Origin of the sequence: Yoonia sp. BS5-3 (genome assembly GCF_038069655.2) — a bacterium.
GTDB lineage: Bacteria > Pseudomonadota > Alphaproteobacteria > Rhodobacterales > Rhodobacteraceae > Yoonia > Yoonia phaeophyticola.
On the sequence record NZ_CP150951.2, the window covers coordinates 2634430 to 2650390 of the forward strand.

General features: G+C 58.0%; 23 protein-coding genes and 1 tRNA gene. 11 read left to right on the forward strand and 13 right to left on the reverse strand.

What is annotated here, in order from left to right; translation table 11 throughout:
* The first annotated feature begins 56 nt into the window (after positions 1–56).
* Both mce and AABB29_RS13335 read left to right on the forward strand, forming a co-directional pair.
* Positions 57–461: a methylmalonyl-CoA epimerase gene (gene mce, locus AABB29_RS13330; protein WP_341366446.1), complete on the forward strand. Its 405-nt coding sequence runs from the start codon at positions 57–59 to the stop codon at positions 459–461.
* A gap of 64 nt (positions 462–525) precedes the next feature.
* Positions 526–813, forward strand: a complete 288-nt coding sequence (locus tag AABB29_RS13335) for a DUF1467 family protein (protein ID WP_341366445.1) — start codon at positions 526–528, stop codon at positions 811–813.
* Here AABB29_RS13335 and AABB29_RS13340 read toward each other — a convergent pair.
* Together AABB29_RS13340 and AABB29_RS13345 are read right to left on the reverse strand one after the other, a co-directional pair.
* On the reverse strand, positions 800–1489 hold the full coding sequence (locus AABB29_RS13340) for an EI24 domain-containing protein (protein WP_341366444.1): 690 nt from the start codon (positions 1487–1489) through the stop codon (positions 800–802). The two genes, AABB29_RS13335 and AABB29_RS13340, sit on opposite strands and share 14 nt — an antisense overlap.
* Positions 1486–2064: a nitroreductase gene (locus tag AABB29_RS13345; protein WP_341366443.1), complete on the reverse strand. Its 579-nt coding sequence runs from the start codon at positions 2062–2064 to the stop codon at positions 1486–1488. The genes AABB29_RS13340 and AABB29_RS13345 overlap by 4 nt, the downstream gene beginning before the upstream one ends.
* A gap of 380 nt (positions 2065–2444) precedes the next feature.
* Here AABB29_RS13345 and AABB29_RS13350 point away from each other — a divergent pair, with 380 nt between their 5' ends.
* A complete protein-coding gene (locus AABB29_RS13350) occupies positions 2445–3572 on the forward strand; it encodes an RNA ligase RtcB family protein (RefSeq protein ID WP_341366442.1) in 1128 nt (375 codons plus the stop codon).
* The gene (gene prfH, locus AABB29_RS13355; RefSeq protein ID WP_341366441.1) at positions 3572–4216 is read left to right on the forward strand and encodes a peptide chain release factor H; all 645 of its coding nucleotides are present in this window, start codon (positions 3572–3574) and stop codon (positions 4214–4216) included. Before AABB29_RS13350 ends, prfH begins: the two co-directional genes overlap by 1 nt.
* A 110-nt stretch (positions 4217–4326) precedes the next feature.
* Here prfH and AABB29_RS13360 read toward each other — a convergent pair.
* Positions 4327–4410, reverse strand: a tRNA-Tyr gene (locus tag AABB29_RS13360).
* A 119-nt stretch (positions 4411–4529) separates the two neighbouring features.
* Here AABB29_RS13360 and rlmB point away from each other — a divergent pair.
* From rlmB to AABB29_RS13380, 4 genes are all read left to right on the forward strand, one after another.
* Positions 4530–5309, forward strand: coding sequence for a 23S rRNA (guanosine(2251)-2'-O)-methyltransferase RlmB (gene rlmB, locus AABB29_RS13365; RefSeq protein WP_341366440.1), 780 nt, complete (start codon positions 4530–4532; stop codon positions 5307–5309).
* Positions 5310–5594, forward strand: a complete 285-nt coding sequence (locus AABB29_RS13370; RefSeq protein WP_341366439.1) for a hypothetical protein — start codon at positions 5310–5312, stop codon at positions 5592–5594.
* Positions 5595–5697: 103 nt separating this feature from the next.
* Positions 5698–6144, forward strand: coding sequence for a YHS domain-containing (seleno)protein (locus tag AABB29_RS13375; protein ID WP_341366438.1), 447 nt, complete (start codon positions 5698–5700; stop codon positions 6142–6144).
* Between the two features lie 218 nt (positions 6145–6362).
* The gene (locus tag AABB29_RS13380; RefSeq protein ID WP_341366437.1) at positions 6363–6830 is read left to right on the forward strand and encodes a CoA-binding protein; all 468 of its coding nucleotides are present in this window, start codon (positions 6363–6365) and stop codon (positions 6828–6830) included.
* On the opposite strand, the gene AABB29_RS13385 is transcribed toward AABB29_RS13380, so the two are convergent.
* Positions 6827–7132, reverse strand: a complete 306-nt coding sequence (locus AABB29_RS13385) for a phosphoribosyl-ATP diphosphatase (protein ID WP_341366436.1) — start codon at positions 7130–7132, stop codon at positions 6827–6829. The genes AABB29_RS13380 and AABB29_RS13385 overlap by 4 nt on opposite strands.
* Positions 7129–7890 carry an imidazole glycerol phosphate synthase subunit HisF gene (gene hisF, locus AABB29_RS13390; RefSeq protein ID WP_341366435.1) on the reverse strand — a complete coding sequence of 254 codons (762 nt, stop codon included), beginning with the start codon at positions 7888–7890 and terminating at the stop codon, positions 7129–7131. The genes AABB29_RS13385 and hisF overlap by 4 nt, the downstream gene beginning before the upstream one ends.
* A 79-nt stretch (positions 7891–7969) precedes the next feature.
* Between hisF and AABB29_RS13395 the strand changes: the two genes are divergently transcribed.
* A complete protein-coding gene (locus AABB29_RS13395) occupies positions 7970–8413 on the forward strand; it encodes a DUF302 domain-containing protein (protein ID WP_341366434.1) in 444 nt (147 codons plus the stop codon).
* Here the strand turns inward: AABB29_RS13395 and AABB29_RS13400 are convergent.
* Together AABB29_RS13400 and hisA are read right to left on the reverse strand one after the other, a co-directional pair.
* Entirely contained in the window at positions 8403–8861 is a 459-nt protein-coding gene (locus AABB29_RS13400; protein WP_341366433.1) for a DUF2867 domain-containing protein, read from the reverse strand. The two genes, AABB29_RS13395 and AABB29_RS13400, sit on opposite strands and share 11 nt — an antisense overlap.
* A 3-nt stretch (positions 8862–8864) precedes the next feature.
* Positions 8865–9584: a 1-(5-phosphoribosyl)-5-[(5-phosphoribosylamino)methylideneamino]imidazole-4-carboxamide isomerase gene (hisA, locus tag AABB29_RS13405; RefSeq protein ID WP_341366432.1), complete on the reverse strand. Its 720-nt coding sequence runs from the start codon at positions 9582–9584 to the stop codon at positions 8865–8867.
* A 138-nt stretch (positions 9585–9722) separates the two neighbouring features.
* Here hisA and AABB29_RS13410 point away from each other — a divergent pair, with 138 nt between their 5' ends.
* Positions 9723–10112 (forward strand): DUF2147 domain-containing protein, encoded by a 390-nt coding sequence (locus tag AABB29_RS13410; RefSeq protein ID WP_341366431.1) that lies wholly within the window; start codon positions 9723–9725, stop codon positions 10110–10112.
* A gap of 88 nt (positions 10113–10200) precedes the next feature.
* Here AABB29_RS13410 and AABB29_RS13415 read toward each other — a convergent pair whose 3' ends face one another.
* The 3 genes from AABB29_RS13415 to AABB29_RS13425 form a co-directional block, all read right to left on the reverse strand.
* Entirely contained in the window at positions 10201–10545 is a 345-nt protein-coding gene (locus AABB29_RS13415) for a PilZ domain-containing protein (protein ID WP_341366430.1), read from the reverse strand.
* Positions 10546–10713: 168 nt separating this feature from the next.
* Positions 10714–12108, reverse strand: a complete 1395-nt coding sequence (locus AABB29_RS13420; RefSeq protein WP_373636569.1) for a DEAD/DEAH box helicase — start codon at positions 12106–12108, stop codon at positions 10714–10716.
* A gap of 204 nt (positions 12109–12312) precedes the next feature.
* Positions 12313–13269 carry an alpha/beta hydrolase gene (locus AABB29_RS13425; RefSeq protein ID WP_341366429.1) on the reverse strand — a complete coding sequence of 319 codons (957 nt, stop codon included), beginning with the start codon at positions 13267–13269 and terminating at the stop codon, positions 12313–12315.
* Here AABB29_RS13425 and AABB29_RS13430 point away from each other — a divergent pair.
* Entirely contained in the window at positions 13268–14074 is an 807-nt protein-coding gene (locus tag AABB29_RS13430) for a WYL domain-containing protein (protein WP_341366428.1), read from the forward strand. The genes AABB29_RS13425 and AABB29_RS13430 overlap by 2 nt on opposite strands.
* 1 nt (position 14075) lies before the next feature.
* Here the strand turns inward: AABB29_RS13430 and AABB29_RS13435 are convergent, their stop codons facing one another.
* Genes AABB29_RS13435 through AABB29_RS13445 form a run of 3 tightly spaced genes read right to left on the reverse strand, consistent with a single transcriptional unit; the run spans position 14076 to position 15928 of the window.
* A complete protein-coding gene (locus tag AABB29_RS13435; RefSeq protein WP_341366427.1) occupies positions 14076–14816 on the reverse strand; it encodes a hypothetical protein in 741 nt (246 codons plus the stop codon).
* 29 nt (positions 14817–14845) lie between these two features.
* Positions 14846–15463: a hypothetical protein gene (locus AABB29_RS13440; protein ID WP_341366426.1), complete on the reverse strand. Its 618-nt coding sequence runs from the start codon at positions 15461–15463 to the stop codon at positions 14846–14848.
* 18 nt (positions 15464–15481) lie between these two features.
* Positions 15482–15928 (reverse strand): hypothetical protein, encoded by a 447-nt coding sequence (locus tag AABB29_RS13445; protein ID WP_341366425.1) that lies wholly within the window; start codon positions 15926–15928, stop codon positions 15482–15484.
* Between the last annotated feature and the right edge of the window lie 33 nt (positions 15929–15961).

Below are 15961 nucleotides of genomic sequence, written 5' to 3' on the forward strand. Positions count from 1 at the left end.
AACGCACGTTGCAGCTTTTTCCAAGGCAGGTCATAACCCGCCCGAGGAGAAATGCTATGATTGGTCGCCTTAACCATGTTGCCATTGCCGTGCCTGACTTGGAGGCGGCAAGTGCGCAATACCGTACGATGCTAGGCGCTGATGTCGGCCCGCCGCAGGATGAGCCGGACCATGGGGTCACTGTCGTATTTATCACGTTGCCCAACACCAAGATTGAGCTTCTCTATCCGCTGGGTGCGGGGTCTCCGATCCACGGATTTTTAGCTAAAAATCCGGCTGGCGGCATCCATCACATCTGTTACGAGGTTGATGATCTCCTGGCTGCCCGCGATCATCTATTGGCGGAAGGCGCACGGGTTCTGGGCGACGGTGCGCCCAAGATTGGCGCCCACGGCAAGCCGGTTCTGTTTCTGCATCCCAAGGATTTCAATGGATGCCTGATTGAGCTTGAACAAGTTTGACACCTTGCCCCGCGGCGCAACCGGCGTATGTAAGCTGTATTGGTTGATCTAAAGGAGTGCCCTGATGGGACCCGTTTCAGCACTTGTTCTATTTGCCGTCGTCTGGGCGATGGTGTTTTTCATCGTGCTGCCTTTGCACATGACCTCGCAAGGGGACACGGGCGAGGTGGTTCCCGGCACCCATGCCTCGGCCCCAGCGGATGCGCAGATCGGGCGCAAGGCCAAGATCACAACCATGTGGGCTTTGCCGATTTGGGCCGTGATCGCAGGCACGATCCTTTCGGGCGTCATCACTGTGCGCGATATCGATTGGTTCGACCGGATGTCGACCCCGGCGATCAGCGCTGATTGATCTGATGATAAAGATGGGTGAAGGTCGCAGCACCCAAGATCGGGATCACCAAGTTGATAAGCGGAAATGAGAGCGGCACGGCCATCAGACATCCGGCCAACCAGATCTTCCCCCGGTGCTTTTTGCGCATCTCGCGCGCGGCATCCCGCCCGATCCGCCGCATCGCGGCCAGTTGAAAATATTCCTGTCCCAGCAAATAGCCGTTGAGCCCATAAAAGATGAACACGGCCGCAAAGGGCAGCGCAAGATAAAGCCCAAAAGCCAAGATATTGGCGCCCAGTAACACGCCGAGAAAATTGACCGTATCCCGCAGCCCGTCGCCAAAGCTGATCCCGGGGACGTCCGGCAGATGTGGGAAGTGCTTATCTTCCACTGCCTGGGCGACCTCATCAAGAAAAAGCGATGTGATCGCCGATGCGACCGGGACCATCAAAAAGATCGATAAAACGATCATCATCAGAAATGATCCAACGCCCAGAAGATCACCCAGCCAGGTGATTTCGCCGACGATGGGCAGGCTGATCGGCTCTTGGATGAGCCATGTGATCAGTTGCAAAAGACCTGCATAAACACCGATCAACAGCGCAATGGTTAAACCGATGCCGCGCCAAAGGACGCGGCGAAATCGGCGGTCGGGCAGCTGTGCAAGCGCTTTGAAAAATGCGGATAGGATCACGCGTCAACCCATGTGGTGATGGCTGCCAAATCGGGCCGTGGCCGTTCGGGCGGGGCGCTTTGTTCTGTGCCGAGATGGATGAAACCGGCGATGTTTTCATGCGGGGCAAGCCCCAGCCCGTCACGGATGAAATCGCGGTCATGGCTGGCCCAACCGGACAGCCAGTTTGCCCCCCAGCCGGCTGCAAGGGCCGCGTTGAGCAGCGCAAGGCAAACGGCGCCTGCTGAATAGACCTGTTCAATCTGCGGGATCTTTTCCGACGGTTTGGGGCTGCTGACCACCGCAATGGCCAGATCGGCATTGGCATATTGATCGCGGGCTTTGATGATCTTGTCTGGATCGATTTGCAGGGCCTCGCCGCGTGCGGGGATCAGTTGCGCAAGCCGGGCCAAAGCGCCCTTTTGCAGAACGATAAAGCGCCAGGGTTCAAGCTTCCCATGATCCGGAGTGCGGGCGGCCGCCGTCAACAGCGTTTCAATCATCGCCCGATCCGGCACCGGTGTTGTCAGGGTCTTGGCCGGGCGCGAGCGCCGGGTCATGAGAAATTCAAGCGCGGTGGGGTTCGGTTTGGGCATGATGGCTCCTGCAGTTTTGCATCTGTCAGATATGTCGGGGGGCAGGGCAGAACAAGCTTTGCGGCTGGCGGCACATCTTTGATCGTTGGAAAGCTGCCACGATGCGGCCCAAGCGGCACCGATCAAACGTGTCACCCCAGCAAAAGTACAACACCTGTTGCTGCGTTCAATTTTAGGTTTGCACGAATCGCAAGGGCGGCATAACTGCGCTGGTGCAGGTCAAAAGACCTTATTCGTAACGCCAACAAAGGAGGGCAACAAATGACCAGTCAGATCGCAACCCTTCGCGGGCGCATCACAACTTAAGTCAGGGACCTGACCTGCTGTGATGATACTGGCCGTTGGCCAATCCAAAATTTACGAACATAGGACCATTTCACATGGGCAATCCTGCTATGGATGGCGGCCGGTCTGCATCGCAGACTGGCGCGACCATCACACAATTTTATACATCCGAGGCATGGATCGAAGGCCGGGCTGAGGATCAACTTCATCACGTCAGCACATGGGCGGGGGTCAAGCGTATCGCGGCCTTTCCGGACCTTCATCCGGGCAAATATGGCCCGGTGGGCTGTGCCGTGTTAGCGGACCGAATCTATCCGCAATTGATCGGAAACGACATCGGCTGCGGTATGTCGTTGTTTCAACTTGATCTTCCTGCGCGCAAGCTGAAGCTGGAAAAGGCGGTGCGGCGGATCAGATCGTTGGGCGATCCAATGGATGGGTCGCAATTTGCGCGTTTGGAACAGCTCGGCCTTCCGGTTGATCGAAGCGCCAATGCGTTGGGGACGATCGGCGGCGGCAATCATTTCTGCGAGGTACAGACCATTGCCGAGGTGCAAGAGGGTTGCGATCTGGATCACAGCCTGACATATCTGCTTGTACATTCGGGGTCGCGTGGATTGGGCGAGGCGACGCTGAATGCCTTGCCTCAGGGGGCGTTCGATGGGCTGATGCCGGGTGGCGTTGATGCGGCTTATTACATCGCAGCGCATGATATCGCCGTACAATGGGCCAGATTGAACCGCCAAATTATTGCCGAGCGGGCAGCAGATGCGCTTCGGGCGGATGTCCGGTTGATCAGCGATGTGCCGCACAACATCCTCTCGGACATTCAAGGTGGCTGGTTGCACCGCAAAGGCGCCGCTATGGCCGCCGATATTGTGCCCGTCGCAGGGTCGCGTGCGACGTCCAGCTATTTGGTTGCGCCGTTGGGGCTACCAGGCGCTATGGCATCATTGGCCCATGGGGCAGGGCGGCGTTATGATAGGTCTTCGATGCATGGCCGGGTGCGCGGTAAACGCTCTGATATCGCAGCGATGGAACGGACGCCATTCGGTGGCCGGGTCATCTGTGAAGATAAGGACATGCTGATCGAAGAGGCACCGCAAGCCTATAAATCTGCCGAAACTGTCCTGTCCGACTTGGAAAGCCTGGGTGTGGCGCGGCGCATCGCGACGTTGAACCCTTTGATCACCTTCAAGAAAACGCGCCGGGGGGATATGTGATGCAAAAAGCAGATCACCTTTCATTGCTTGTCACAGCGGGCGATGGTCCGGCTGAATGTAATCAGGCTGTCGGGCATATTCTTGACCGGATGCAGGATGAGGCCGAGATGTTCGGCCTTAGCTTGTCTGTGCACCGCGCAGAAGGCAAACATGGACCCAGATCGGCCGTTGCCGTTGTCCATGGTCCTGGGCGTCAGGCATTCGCGACGTCTTGGGTCGGGACGATCCAGTGGCGCATGCAAAGTCAATTGCGTCAGCATCACAAGCGGGCCAATTGGTTCGTTGGGGTCTTTACGCTTGCACAGCATCCGGGGCGGGCCGCGGATATCCGGCCTGCGGATGTTACCTTCTCAACCCTGCGTGCCGGTGGTCCCGGCGGGCAGCACCAAAACACAACCGATAGTGCCGTGCGCGCAGTGCACAAATCGTCAGGTTTGAGGGTTGTTGTCCGCGAGGCTCGGTCTCAGCACCGCAATAAAGCGTTGGCATTGGAACGGCTGCAAAGCCTCGCCGATGCACAACAGAGTGCTGACCAGGAGATGCGCAAAAACGATCAGAACAAACTGCATCATGCATTGGAACGCGGTAATCCCGTGCGGCGATTTGTCGGTGAGCGGTTCAAGGAGGACGTAAGAGACCGGTGATACATCTGCGCGGTCGCGGTCAGAACAGGCTTTCCGCGACCGCAAATATACCAAAGGCGTGTTTGGGCGCTGGCAATAGCACGCAAATTCAAATGTCTGTTATGGATGAGTGGTGGGCGACCCTGGAATCGAACCAGGCGTGCGTCTCCGCGAGGGAGTTACAGTCCCCTGCCACACCTTGCGGCCTGTCGCCCACTGACGGGCTGATTACCTGCGACCCTTTAGGCCGTCAACCGCAAAAGTAGACCGCGCTTCACAGTCTTCGATTTGTCAGGTATCGGCTCGGATATATCCGCCAAAAATGGAAGATCGCATGAAAAAGCCAAAATGGGTCATCGCCAAGGAACAAGCCAAACGGGCCGCCGCGCATGAGACCGTTTGGCTCTTTGGTTTGCACGCTGTACGCGACGCATTGGAAAACCCTGACAGGGTCAAACTGCGTCTTGTTGTCACCCGCAATGCGCTTGAGCGGCTGGGCGATGCCGTCACCAAGGTGGACCTGACCCCGGAAATTTCCGACCCGCGTAAATTTGCAGCGCCGCTTGATCCGCAATCTGTCCATCAGGGGGCCGCGCTTGAGGTGAAACCGCTTGATTGGGGTAGCCTGGAGGATGTCGCGCTGGGCGAGGGGCCAACACCGCCGCGTATTGTCTTGCTCGACCGGGTGACCGATCCGCATAATGTGGGCGCGATTCTGCGCTCCGCAGAGGTCTTTGGCGCACGCGCCGTTGTCGCCGTGCAGCGCCATGCCGCGCCGGAAACGGGCGCTTTGGCCAAGACCGCCAGTGGCGCATTGGAACGGCAACCCTATATAAGGGTGCGGAACCTTGCCGATGCGATGGAGGCGCTACGGGCTATGGGATATATGGTGCTGGGCCTTGATGGCGAGGCGGACACAACGATTGAAACGGCTCTTGCGGGCAAAAGTGACCGCGCTGTTGCCTTGGTGCTCGGCGCCGAGGGGCCGGGCCTGCGTGACAAAACCAAAGAGACATGCGATCAATTGGTCAAGATTGATGCGGCATCGGGCTTTGGGTCTTTGAACGTCTCAAATGCTGCGGCTGTGGCACTTTATGCGGCGAAAGGCAGCTAAATGGGCGCGACCAAGATTACGACATGTTGCTATTGCGGGAATCGTGCGGCGTTGGTGCTGCGCGGCAAGGAACGGCATGAGCTAAGCTGCAATGCCTGCGGCGCTCCGCTTCATGCGATGAAAATGTTACCAAAGGACGGTGGCGGTAAAAAGCGGTCGTCCAAGCCCCCAAAACACGACGACCCCCGTGCAAAAAAAGAAAAGAAACGCAAGAGCTTCGGCAGCCGGGTCGTGTCGGGCCTTTGGGACGTCATCGAAGATGTCGTGGATGAGGTCTTTGACTGACCACTTATCACCTCTGGTCACGGCTTGGAGAGGCACCTAGGCGTCGGGGCATGCTCTATGCATATTAAAGGGGAATCGACCCCATGCAGGAGCTGCCTACACCATGATCACCCGCCGCCACATACTTGCCACCCTTACTGCAACCGCCTTTGCGGGACCGGCATTGGCAGGACCCTCCCGGATTTTTGCAAAATCCGGCCTGGCGATCTGCGGCTATGATCCGGTCGCTTATTTTCGTGATGCAGAGCCGGCATTGGGCGCATCTGCTTATCGTATCGGCTGGCGCCGGGCGGTTTGGCAATTCGCATCGGCAGAGAACCTGGCCCTGTTTGAGCGTGATCCACATGCCTACGCGCCTCGATATGGCGGCTATTGCGCGATGGCGCTTTCACGGGGCGAGGTGGCCTATAGCGATCCTGAAATGTGGGCGATCCATGATGGCAGGCTTTATCTGACCCATTCAGCCACCGTGCGCGAACAGTGGCTTGATGATCCCGATCAGCATATCGCAGATGCCGATTTGCACTGGCCCGCGCTTTTGCTGGGCTGATCACGCGCCTTAGCCAAATTTTGACACGCCGTTCACGTTTCGCTGAGCATGTATTCCGACACGGGCATTACACCCTAAGTATGTATCACGGAGGCCCGCAACGGAACATGCGTGTCTCAACTTACTGTCCCTCGTTCCGAAACTGCGCCCGGCTCAGGTCGGGCGCCTTTTTTACGGGGGGTATTATTATAAGGGGCATATTTTGCTAGGCTTTTTGCATGACCTATACGGATGATCATCTGCGCGGGATTCTCACACGAACCAAAACCATCGCGGTTGTGGGTGTGTCATCCAATCCGGTTCGTCCCAGCTACTACGTCGCCCGCTATCTTGGGCTGAAAGGCTATCGGGTGATCCCGGTGAACCCGGGGCTGGCCGGGCAAGAGCTGCTTGGCGAAACGGTCTATGCCGATCTGGCTGCGATCCCGTTTGATGTGGATATGGTGGATATTTTCCGGCGGCCTGACGCCGTGCCCGCTATTGTTGATGCAGCATTGGCGCGCTGGCCGGGTTTACAGACGATTTGGATGCAAATCGGGGTCGAACATGCCGAGGCCGCCGCCAAAGCGACTGCGCGCGGCGTTGATGTGATCCAAGACCGCTGTCCGAAGATCGAATATCAACGTCTGTTTGACGAATTACGCATGGGCGGGTTTGTGACGGGTCGCGTATCGGCGCGAATCTAGCGCGATGCCTTTTCGGCAATGCCTGAGACACCTTGCCGACGTGCTAACTCTGCCATCACCGTATCGAAACTGACGCCACGCGCGGTCAGCATGACAAGCAGGTGATACAAAACATCAGCAGCCTCAGCCGTCAGACCGATATTGTCGCCCTTCACGGCCTCAATGACGGCTTCGATCGCTTCTTCACCAAATTTTTCAGCGCATTTTTCGGGGCCCTTGGACAGCAGTTTGGCCGTCCAACTGGTTTCAGGGTCAGCATCTTTGCGGGACGCGATGAGATCTGCCAGTTCATTCAGGGTCATGAGAGCCTCACAGGGATGCCGGCTGCGGCCATATGGTCTTTGGCCTGCCCGATTGTGTAAGTGCCAAAGTGAAAGATGGACGCGGCCAGCACAGCCGATGCGCCGCCTTCGGTGACGCCTTCGACAAGGTGGTCCAGCGTACCAACACCGCCCGAAGCAATGACCGGGACCTCAACCGCATCCGAAATGGCGCGGGTCAGGGGCAGGTTGAACCCGGCCTTTGTTCCGTCGCGATCCATTGAGGTCAGCAAGATCTCACCGGCGCCTTTTTCAACCACCTTGCGGGCGAAATCGACCGCATCAATACCGGTTCCCCGGCGACCGCCATGGGTGAAAATCTCCCATTTTCCCGGGGATACGGTCTTTGCGTCGATGGCGACCACAATACATTGCGAGCCAAAGCGCATCGCGGCCTCTGCCACGACATTGGGGTCGGCCACAGCGGCAGAGTTAAAGCTGACCTTATCTGCGCCCGCCAAAAGCAGATCACGCACATCGTGATGCGTACGCACGCCGCCGCCAATGGTCAGGGGCATGAAACACTGCTCTGCCGTGCGGGTGGCCAGATCAAACATCGTGCCCCGGTTTTCATGGGTGGCCTTGATATCCAGGAACACCAATTCATCCGCGCCAGCCGCATTATAGGCGATGGCCTGTTCCACTGGATCGCCAGCATCGATCAGATCAACAAAATTTACGCCCTTGACCGTGCGCCCTTCGGCGACGTCCAGGCAGGGGATGATGCGGGTTTTCAACATACCGTGAGGTCTAGGAGGAATAGCAGGAAATGGGAAGAGCAAGATGTTAACCAGCCCCCACTGGAATAGGGAGCATCACATGAAATACCTCATTGCCTCAGCCCTGATTGGGCTTTCTGCAACAACAAGTTGGGCGCAAGACATGATCAAACCATCGCCGCATTCTGTCGGTGACACAATCGACGCCCTTGAGGCCGCCGTTGCTGGCGCTGGCGCGACCGTGTTCGCCCGTGTCGATCACGCACAAGGGGCCGAGAATGTCGGCAAATCCATTCCTGACGCGCAATTGCTGATCTTTGGCAATCCGGCTTTGGGAACGCTTGCGATGGAGGCCGATTTGCGCGCCGGTCTGGTCCTGCCGCTTCGCGTGCTGGCCTATCAGGACGCAGACGGAAACACGCAGCTGACCTGGTCCTCAGCAGAAGAGCTGTTCGATGGGCTTGATATCCCCGCCGATGCCGAAGTTGTCGGTCGCGTGAACGGCGCGCTGAACATGCTGACGGATAAGGCCGTCAGCCAGTAGCGTGCGCCACCCTTGCCAGCGCGTTGCGCGCGATCGCAATGTGGAATGGCATGATCGCCCCCAGGTAGATGCGCCCACCGATATTGTTGGGCGACACCCAGGTCGCAAGGTGGACTTTGCCTTCATGGCTGAGGACAGAAACACGGAAATCGAGGTGCTTGTCGTCAAACCCGGCAATCACTTCGGTTTCCGTTTCGCTTTCCACGGGGAAAATCCCGATCTTATCGGCGGAGTCCGGCCCATCATTGTTCAGCCCGAAAGGGGCGGTTACGATGCGCCGGATGACCAGCAGAAACCGGCCCCAGCTTGGAAAATCTGTAATAATCTCGCCGGCCTGGCGCGGGGACATGGTGGATGGGACGCTGAAACAATCAAGAAAATCAGTTGCGGCTTTGCGTTGATGCAGGGCGCTGATTTCGGGAAGTTCGGTGGCGCGTACTTGGGCCATGTCCTATCCTTTCAAGGTCTCCAATGCAGAGCTAAGATCGATGGCCCCATCATACAAGGCGCGGCCCGAAATCGCGCCTGAGATCACGCCGGTGGCCTTCAGCGCCGACAGGTCCGCCATGGAAGAAACACCGCCCGATGCAATCACCGGGATCTCAACCGCGCGGGCCAGGTCAGCCGTCGCGTCGATATTGGGGCCCTTCATCGCCCCGTCCCGCAGGATATCAGTGTAGATGATCGCAGCGATGCCCGCATCCTCAAAGGATTTTGCCAGATCCGTGACCATCACATCGGTTTCTTCGGCCCAGCCGCGCGTTGCGACTTTGCCGTTGCGCGCATCAAGGCCCACGGCGACCTTGCCCGGAAATTCGCGGGCCGCTTCGCGCACCAGATCAGGGTTTTCGACCGCCACAGTGCCCAGGATCACACGGGCAAGCCCCTTATCCAGCCAGCGTTCAATCGTGGCCATATCCCGGATGCCGCCACCCAATTGCGCAGGAACGGGGCAGGCGGCCAGGATCGCCTCAACCGGGGCGGCGTTTACGGGCTCACCGGCGAAGGCGCCGTTGAGGTCCACAAGATGCAGCCATTCGCAGCCCGCGTCGACAAAGGCACGTGCCTGGGCCGCGGGGTCATCGTTGAAAACGGTTGTCTGATCCATATCCCCATGGACAAGCCGGACGGCATTCCCGTCTTTAAGATCGATTGCAGGGTAGAGGATCATGGCAAGCCTTTCGTCATTTTGCGTGTTTTATGCACGGGGCCTAAGAGAATGCAATGTGGCGTTCGGACCCAACGTTATAGTTGATCCCAAATAGGGGCAGGGCGCATGCTGCATTCAATTTCTCAGGGAGGAGACGAGATGAAAAAGATCATGATGGCCGCTATTGGCGCGATCGCATTTGCAGGGGCGGCTTTTGCTGACCCGCTGGAAGGCCTGTGGCAGACTGCGCAAGATGACAACGGTAATTTCGGGCATATTCAGGTTGCGCCATGTGGGCCTGCGCTTTGCGGGACACTTGTGCGGTCCTTCGATGCATCGGGCAATGAGATTGCTTCGAACTTCACTGGCCGGAACATCATTTCCGAAACAACGCCCAGCGGCGGCGGGCAGTATCGCGGCAAAGTCTATTCGCCCGATCGGGACAAGACCTATAATTCGCGGCTGCAGCTGAACGGCAACAGCCTGTCGGTCTCTGGTTGCGTGCTAGGGATTTGCCGCGATGGCGGGACGTGGACGCGAGTGCAATAATTAGATCAGCCAACAGATGACGTGCCCGGGCAAGTTTCTTGGCCGGGCCAAGCGCCAATGGCGGACTTACACGCCCAAACGGTGACTATTAGCCATCGAGCAGCCGGATGGTGCCTGCGTCGGCAAGACTGTTCAACGTGTTTTCAAGACTTGCTTTCTTTCCGGCGCTGGTGACGAATTGCAATCCAAATTCAGAGCCTCGTTGCCAAATTTTCTTGGCGCGGAGGCGACCAATACGGTCGATGACGAGGTCCCATTCATCTTCACGAAAGCTGGAGATCAGGGAAGGGGCGACCCCGATCTTCGCACCGGTTGCCGAAATGTCGACGACCCTGCAGGAAAAATCGAAGGTCTTCGTGCGTACGCGCGCCACAGCAAAACCTGTGTATCGGCGCGCTGATCTACGATCGACGACTGAAGTTGCAAAAGCCATGCGCATTCCATCTCAAAGATATAGCGTCTGGAATGGCATAGAATAATTATCAAAACCTGAAGGAATTTTGGCCCCCTTCAAGCAATCCAGGATTACGCAATGATCGCGCCAAGGTATCTGCGCGGCCAAGGCAGGTTCACAGCTGACCGCATTATCAGATAAAGCCGGTCAGACCTTCGCGCGTTCGGCAAAGCTTAGTGCGATAAATGCAGGCGGCTCATCACCCATGCCAACGACCTCGGGCTCGTTCCGACCGCGTCCGCGATTACGTTCGCGCCGCGGTTTTTCTTCGCGGGCAGGCGCGGCGTCTTTTGGAGGTGTTTCCGTCTGCTCGGGTGCGGCAACATCTTCCTTCTTGCGCCGACTGCGGCTGCGCTTGGGCTTTTCCTCTGCCTCTTCCTTGGCCGGTTCGGCAGGTGTCGGATTGTCGAGACGGGGGATTTCCTGTTTGACCAGGGCTTCCACATCGTCGAGGTTCTTCTCATCGCGTGGGATGCAGATCATGATCGCGGTGCCGCTACGGCCCGCGCGGCCAGTGCGTCCGATCCGGTGCACGTAATCTTCGGCATGGCTGGGCACGTCGAAGTTGAACACGTGGGTTACGGCCGGAATGTCTAGGCCACGCGCGGCCACGTCAGAGGCGACTAGGAACCGCAGTTCGTTGTCGCGGAATTTCTCTAATGTGCGGGTGCGGTGCGACTGGTCCAGATCACCATGGATCGGGGCCGCGTTATAGCCGTATTTGTTCAAGGATTTTGAAACGATATCGACGTCAGACTTGCGGTTGCAGAAGATGATCGCATTGGTGCAGGCCTCACCTTCGGCTTCGATCAGCGCGCGCAAAAGGGCGCGTTTTTCAGAAGGTTCCTTGCGCTTTTCGGACCCTTTGAAAATCACAACACCCTGTTTGATATTGTCATTCGTGGTCGCGGCCCGGGCGACCTCGATCTTGGCCGGGTTGGACAGGAAGGTATTCGTGATCCGCTCAATCTCAGGCGCCATGGTGGCGCTGAAAAACAGGGTCTGGCGGGTGAAGGGCGTGCGTTTGAAGATTTCCTCAATATCGGGAATGAACCCCATATCAAGCATCCGGTCGGCCTCATCCACCACCATAACCTTCACGTCGGTCAGAATCAGCTTGCCGCGTTCCAGGTGGTCCAGCAAACGGCCTGGGGTGGCGATCAGTACATCAACGCCTTTGTCGATGATTTTATCTTGGTCCTTAAAGCTGGTGCCACCGATCAACAAAGCCTTGGATAGCTTGGTGTATTTGGCATAGGCATCGAAATTCTCGGCCACTTGGGCGGCCAGTTCACGGGTTGGTGCCAGCACCAGACTGCGCGGCATCCGCGCCCGTGCACGGCCGCGGCCCAAAAGTGTGATCATGGGCAGCGTAAAACTGGCGGTTTTGCCTGTCCCGGTCTGGGCAATGCCCAGTACATCGCGGCCTTCCAAAGCGGGGGGAATGGCGCCCGCCTGAATAGGTGTCGGGCTTTCATAGCCGGTTTCAGCTACGGCTTTGAGAACCTTGGCATCAAGGTTCAGGTCGGTAAATTTGGTCATATACGTCCTATTTCTGCGGTTTCGGTCCGCAAAGGTGAAAGGACGCATTGTTCCGAGCGTCCCGCGTCGTCGGCGAATTTTGCCGTGTCTGCGGATAGCGGATATGCCGCACTGGGTCAAGAACTGCCCAATTTGCAAGGTTTTGGCCTGTTGCCGGGGGCTGGGTGTCACGCGTTATCTGCCGATCCAAATCACCCCGGGGTCTTAACCCTGGCGTGGCGACAGGTCAAAATCCGCAAGCCAGTCAAGGATTGCCATGCTCGTCTGATCCGGCCGTTCTTGCTGAATCCAATGTCCGGCATCAATGCCTATTTCCGTCACATTGGGCACGATATCTTTCAGATTCGGCGCGCGCGGGATCACGTCACGGTCGCCATAGATCATCAAAGCAGGGTGGTTGATCACCGGATCCACATCCGCCAAATGATGCCAGTTCCGATCCAGATTACGATACCAGTTGATGCTGCCGGTAAAGCCTGTGCTGGCAAAGGCGGCATCAAACACCGCAAGTTCGTCATCGCGCAGCAAGGCCGCGCCCGGCGCGGATGTGGCCTGGGCCAGATTGATCATGGCCATGCCTGGCTCTGGCGGGGCAGGCGGGATGTCCTTGCGATAGAGGTTGCGCAGGAACTGAAGGCGGTTTTGATCCAATATCGCATCGGCCACACCTGGGCGCCGGTTGAAATGGACCATATAATGGTCTGGGCCGAACAGACTTTCGATAAATTCGGTCCAGGGGATATCCCCGCGTTCCTGATAGGGCAGGCTGAGCGCAATCAATTTGCTGACGCGTTCGGGATGCAATAGCGCCATGCTCCACACGACATTCGCCCCCCAATCATGGCCGACAAAGATCGCGTCCGCATAGCCAAAATGGTCAAGCAAAGCGGCAAGATCACCCGTCAGATGCTTGATATCATAGGCGTCCACATCGCCAGGGCAGCTGGAATGGCCATAGCCGCGCTGGTTCGGCACGATCACGTGATAACCTGCGGCGGCAAGCGCTGGTATCTGGTGGCGCCAGGAAAAGGCGTGTTCGGGCCAGCCATGGCAGAGGACAATCGGCCCTTTACTGCTGGGCTGACCGGCTTCAAAAACTTCCAGTGTCACACCGTTCACGGGGATGATCGTAGGGCTGGGGAAATCTGTTGGGGTCGTCATGGTGGTCCTCATTTTTGTTTACGCCCCAGGCTATATTGATAAATATGCCGATAATTGGCATATTAATGCGATGGCAAATATCAGCTTTGAAGAACGGTCCGAGCGGCGGAACCGGCTGATCGGGATTTTGCGGTCCGAAGAGCATTGGAAAACCGCGGATTTGCGGGCACAGCTTGGGGTCAGCCAGCGCACCTTGATGCGTGAACTGGCCGAGCTGCGCCTTGCCGGATACCCGATCGAATCGGACCGGGGGCGCGGCGGCGGCGTGCGGTTGAGTGACCGTTGGGGGATTGAACGGCTCCACCTGACCCATCAAGAGGTGGTAGAGCTGATCCTGGCGCTGACGATCATGGAAACCTTGCAATCACCGCTTCTAACGGGGCACCTGCGGGCCATTCGGCAAAAGCTGTTTCAGGCCTTCCCGCAAAAACAACGCCAAGCGGTCAGCACGCTCCGTAAGCGGATCTTGTTGGGGGATCGTGCCTCGGGAAATGTGGTGTCACTTTACGCAAATCCAGGCGCGCCCCTGTCCGAAGATATCGCCAGCGCGTTTCTGCAACAGCACTGCCTTGAAATCACCTATCTGTCCGAGGCGCGGCAGACTACCAAGCGTCTGATTGAACCGCATTATATTCTGCTGAACTGGCCTGTTTGGTACATCATCGCCTGGGATCATCTGCGGGACGCCTCCCGCGTGTTTCGGATCGACCGAATCCGGGCGCTGCGCAGTACGGGCGAGCGGTTTCAACTGAAACCAGTTGAGACTTTCGGTGATATCTTTGCGCCGCATTTCAAGGCGATTTGACTTACCGGTTTTGCGCGGTTTCGCGCATCAGGGCAAAGCGCCGAAAGACGGTGCTATCGTCTGCGTTCAGCAGGTTCAGCAGATGGCGCACAAGGTTGCCAATAGCTGGCGCATGTTTCGCATCACGCCAAAGCGGGGCCAGCAGATGCGCCTCAAGATCACCTTTGAGGACCGAAAAATCCTTCATTCCCATGGGCAAGGGGGACTTGTTGCGATCCTTGATCCGGAACGGCTCTTGCGGAGGCAGGCCTGAGAAACAGCGCTCGGCCTCATAGATTTTCATCAGCGAAAACAGGATGTTCATGGATTGGGCCAGCATCCGGTCATCCTCGGTTTGCCCATGCTGGGCAAAGGTGATCACAGCCGAGATCAGCCAACGGGTGGGCAGGTTTTCCAGCAGCCACTCTTCTTCCTCGGCCCATAGCCGCAGGAACAACGCCGGGGCCTCGTCGGGATAGGTGTGTTTGCGCAGATGGGAAATCAGCAGCCCGTGCAACAGGGTAAGCTCAGAATGCCCTTCCAGTTCGCCCAGCAACATATGGCGCTTTTTGGCGACCCGGCTCATCCCCTCGGGCCGCGGCAGTTCCTGCGGGGGCAGGGGCATCGCGGCCAGCGCCTTGAAATCCACGTCCATCGCGGGCAGCTCTTGCCCCGGCTTATGGGTCAGCAGCGCGCGTCTTTTCTGGTATTGGGGCAAAAGCGTGCCAATGCCGCCGGGGAAGGTTTCATTTGGGTCAGTCATACCCGCACTATCGCGGGAGCAGCGCAGGCTTACAAGGTCGCAGAGGGATGCAGGGCAGGGCGATATCCTGCGCGCAGCACGGCAACGATAGGCCGGGGTGTCAGAACCGTTGTGTGCCCGGTCGTTGGCCTGTCAATGGCGGGCAGGTAACCGGTTGGTTGATAGGGATGCATCCGGCCTTCGCCCAGCACATGCGGCTGGTTATCATGCAGGACAGTCGCACCTGACGGCAGATCGGCAAGTGGTGCCTGATAGGTCTGCTGTGTGCGACTGCGCGGGATGATACGGGCGCAGTGCAATACCTTATCCATCTCCTTGGCCGAGGGGCGATCACCCGCCGCCTTGGTCCATGCGGTGACAAACTGCTGGTACGCAGCGCGTCTGCAATAGCCACAAGGGCGATGCCCGGCGGCAAAAGCGACGGCCTCATCCAGAAAAAACAGCTCGGTCCATTTGCGGCCTGTCATGACCGGGCGCTTGCGACCCTGCCAGTCCAGCACGCAACAGATCCAAGCATGATGGGACCAGCGCGATGTGCCAAGGGTTCGGTTCGGGCGATGAATAATTCCCCGGTTCCCGGTCAACGTGCCACGCGCGGGGTCAGCGACAATCTCACCGGTGGGCAGGACACGGTTTTGTAGTGGCATAGTGCCAGCCTATCACGGCTAGCCTTCGATCAACACCGCGTCGCGCAGGATGACAGATTGGGATGTCTGCGGGTCCGTGACCGGCTCAAGCGCGCCGCGCAGGGACAGGCGCATGCCTTCCTCGATAAACGGGATGGGTTCCGCAAGCGTCACCTGCAAGGCGGTCCCATGTTCCGGGTTGCCGCAGAACGGGCAAAACCCCATGTCCGACACGATCATGAACTCACGCACATTGGCCACATCACCCAAGGGCACGGCAAAACCAGTGATATCAAACTGGGCCACGCCGCCTTCAAGATCAGCGGGAAAAGTCTTGCGGGCCTCGTAAGAGGTCTCGGTCATAACCTCTTCGATTTCGATAGCGGCTAGAGCATCCCAAGCGGGGCTGTCCACCCGTTCCGCGAACGCGGGCGCGCCTGCGAAAAGCGCTGTTGCGGAAACGGTCAGTGTGCGGGGCAGAGCCATCGGAAACCTCATCCTTGTGTTGGCGGCGATCCT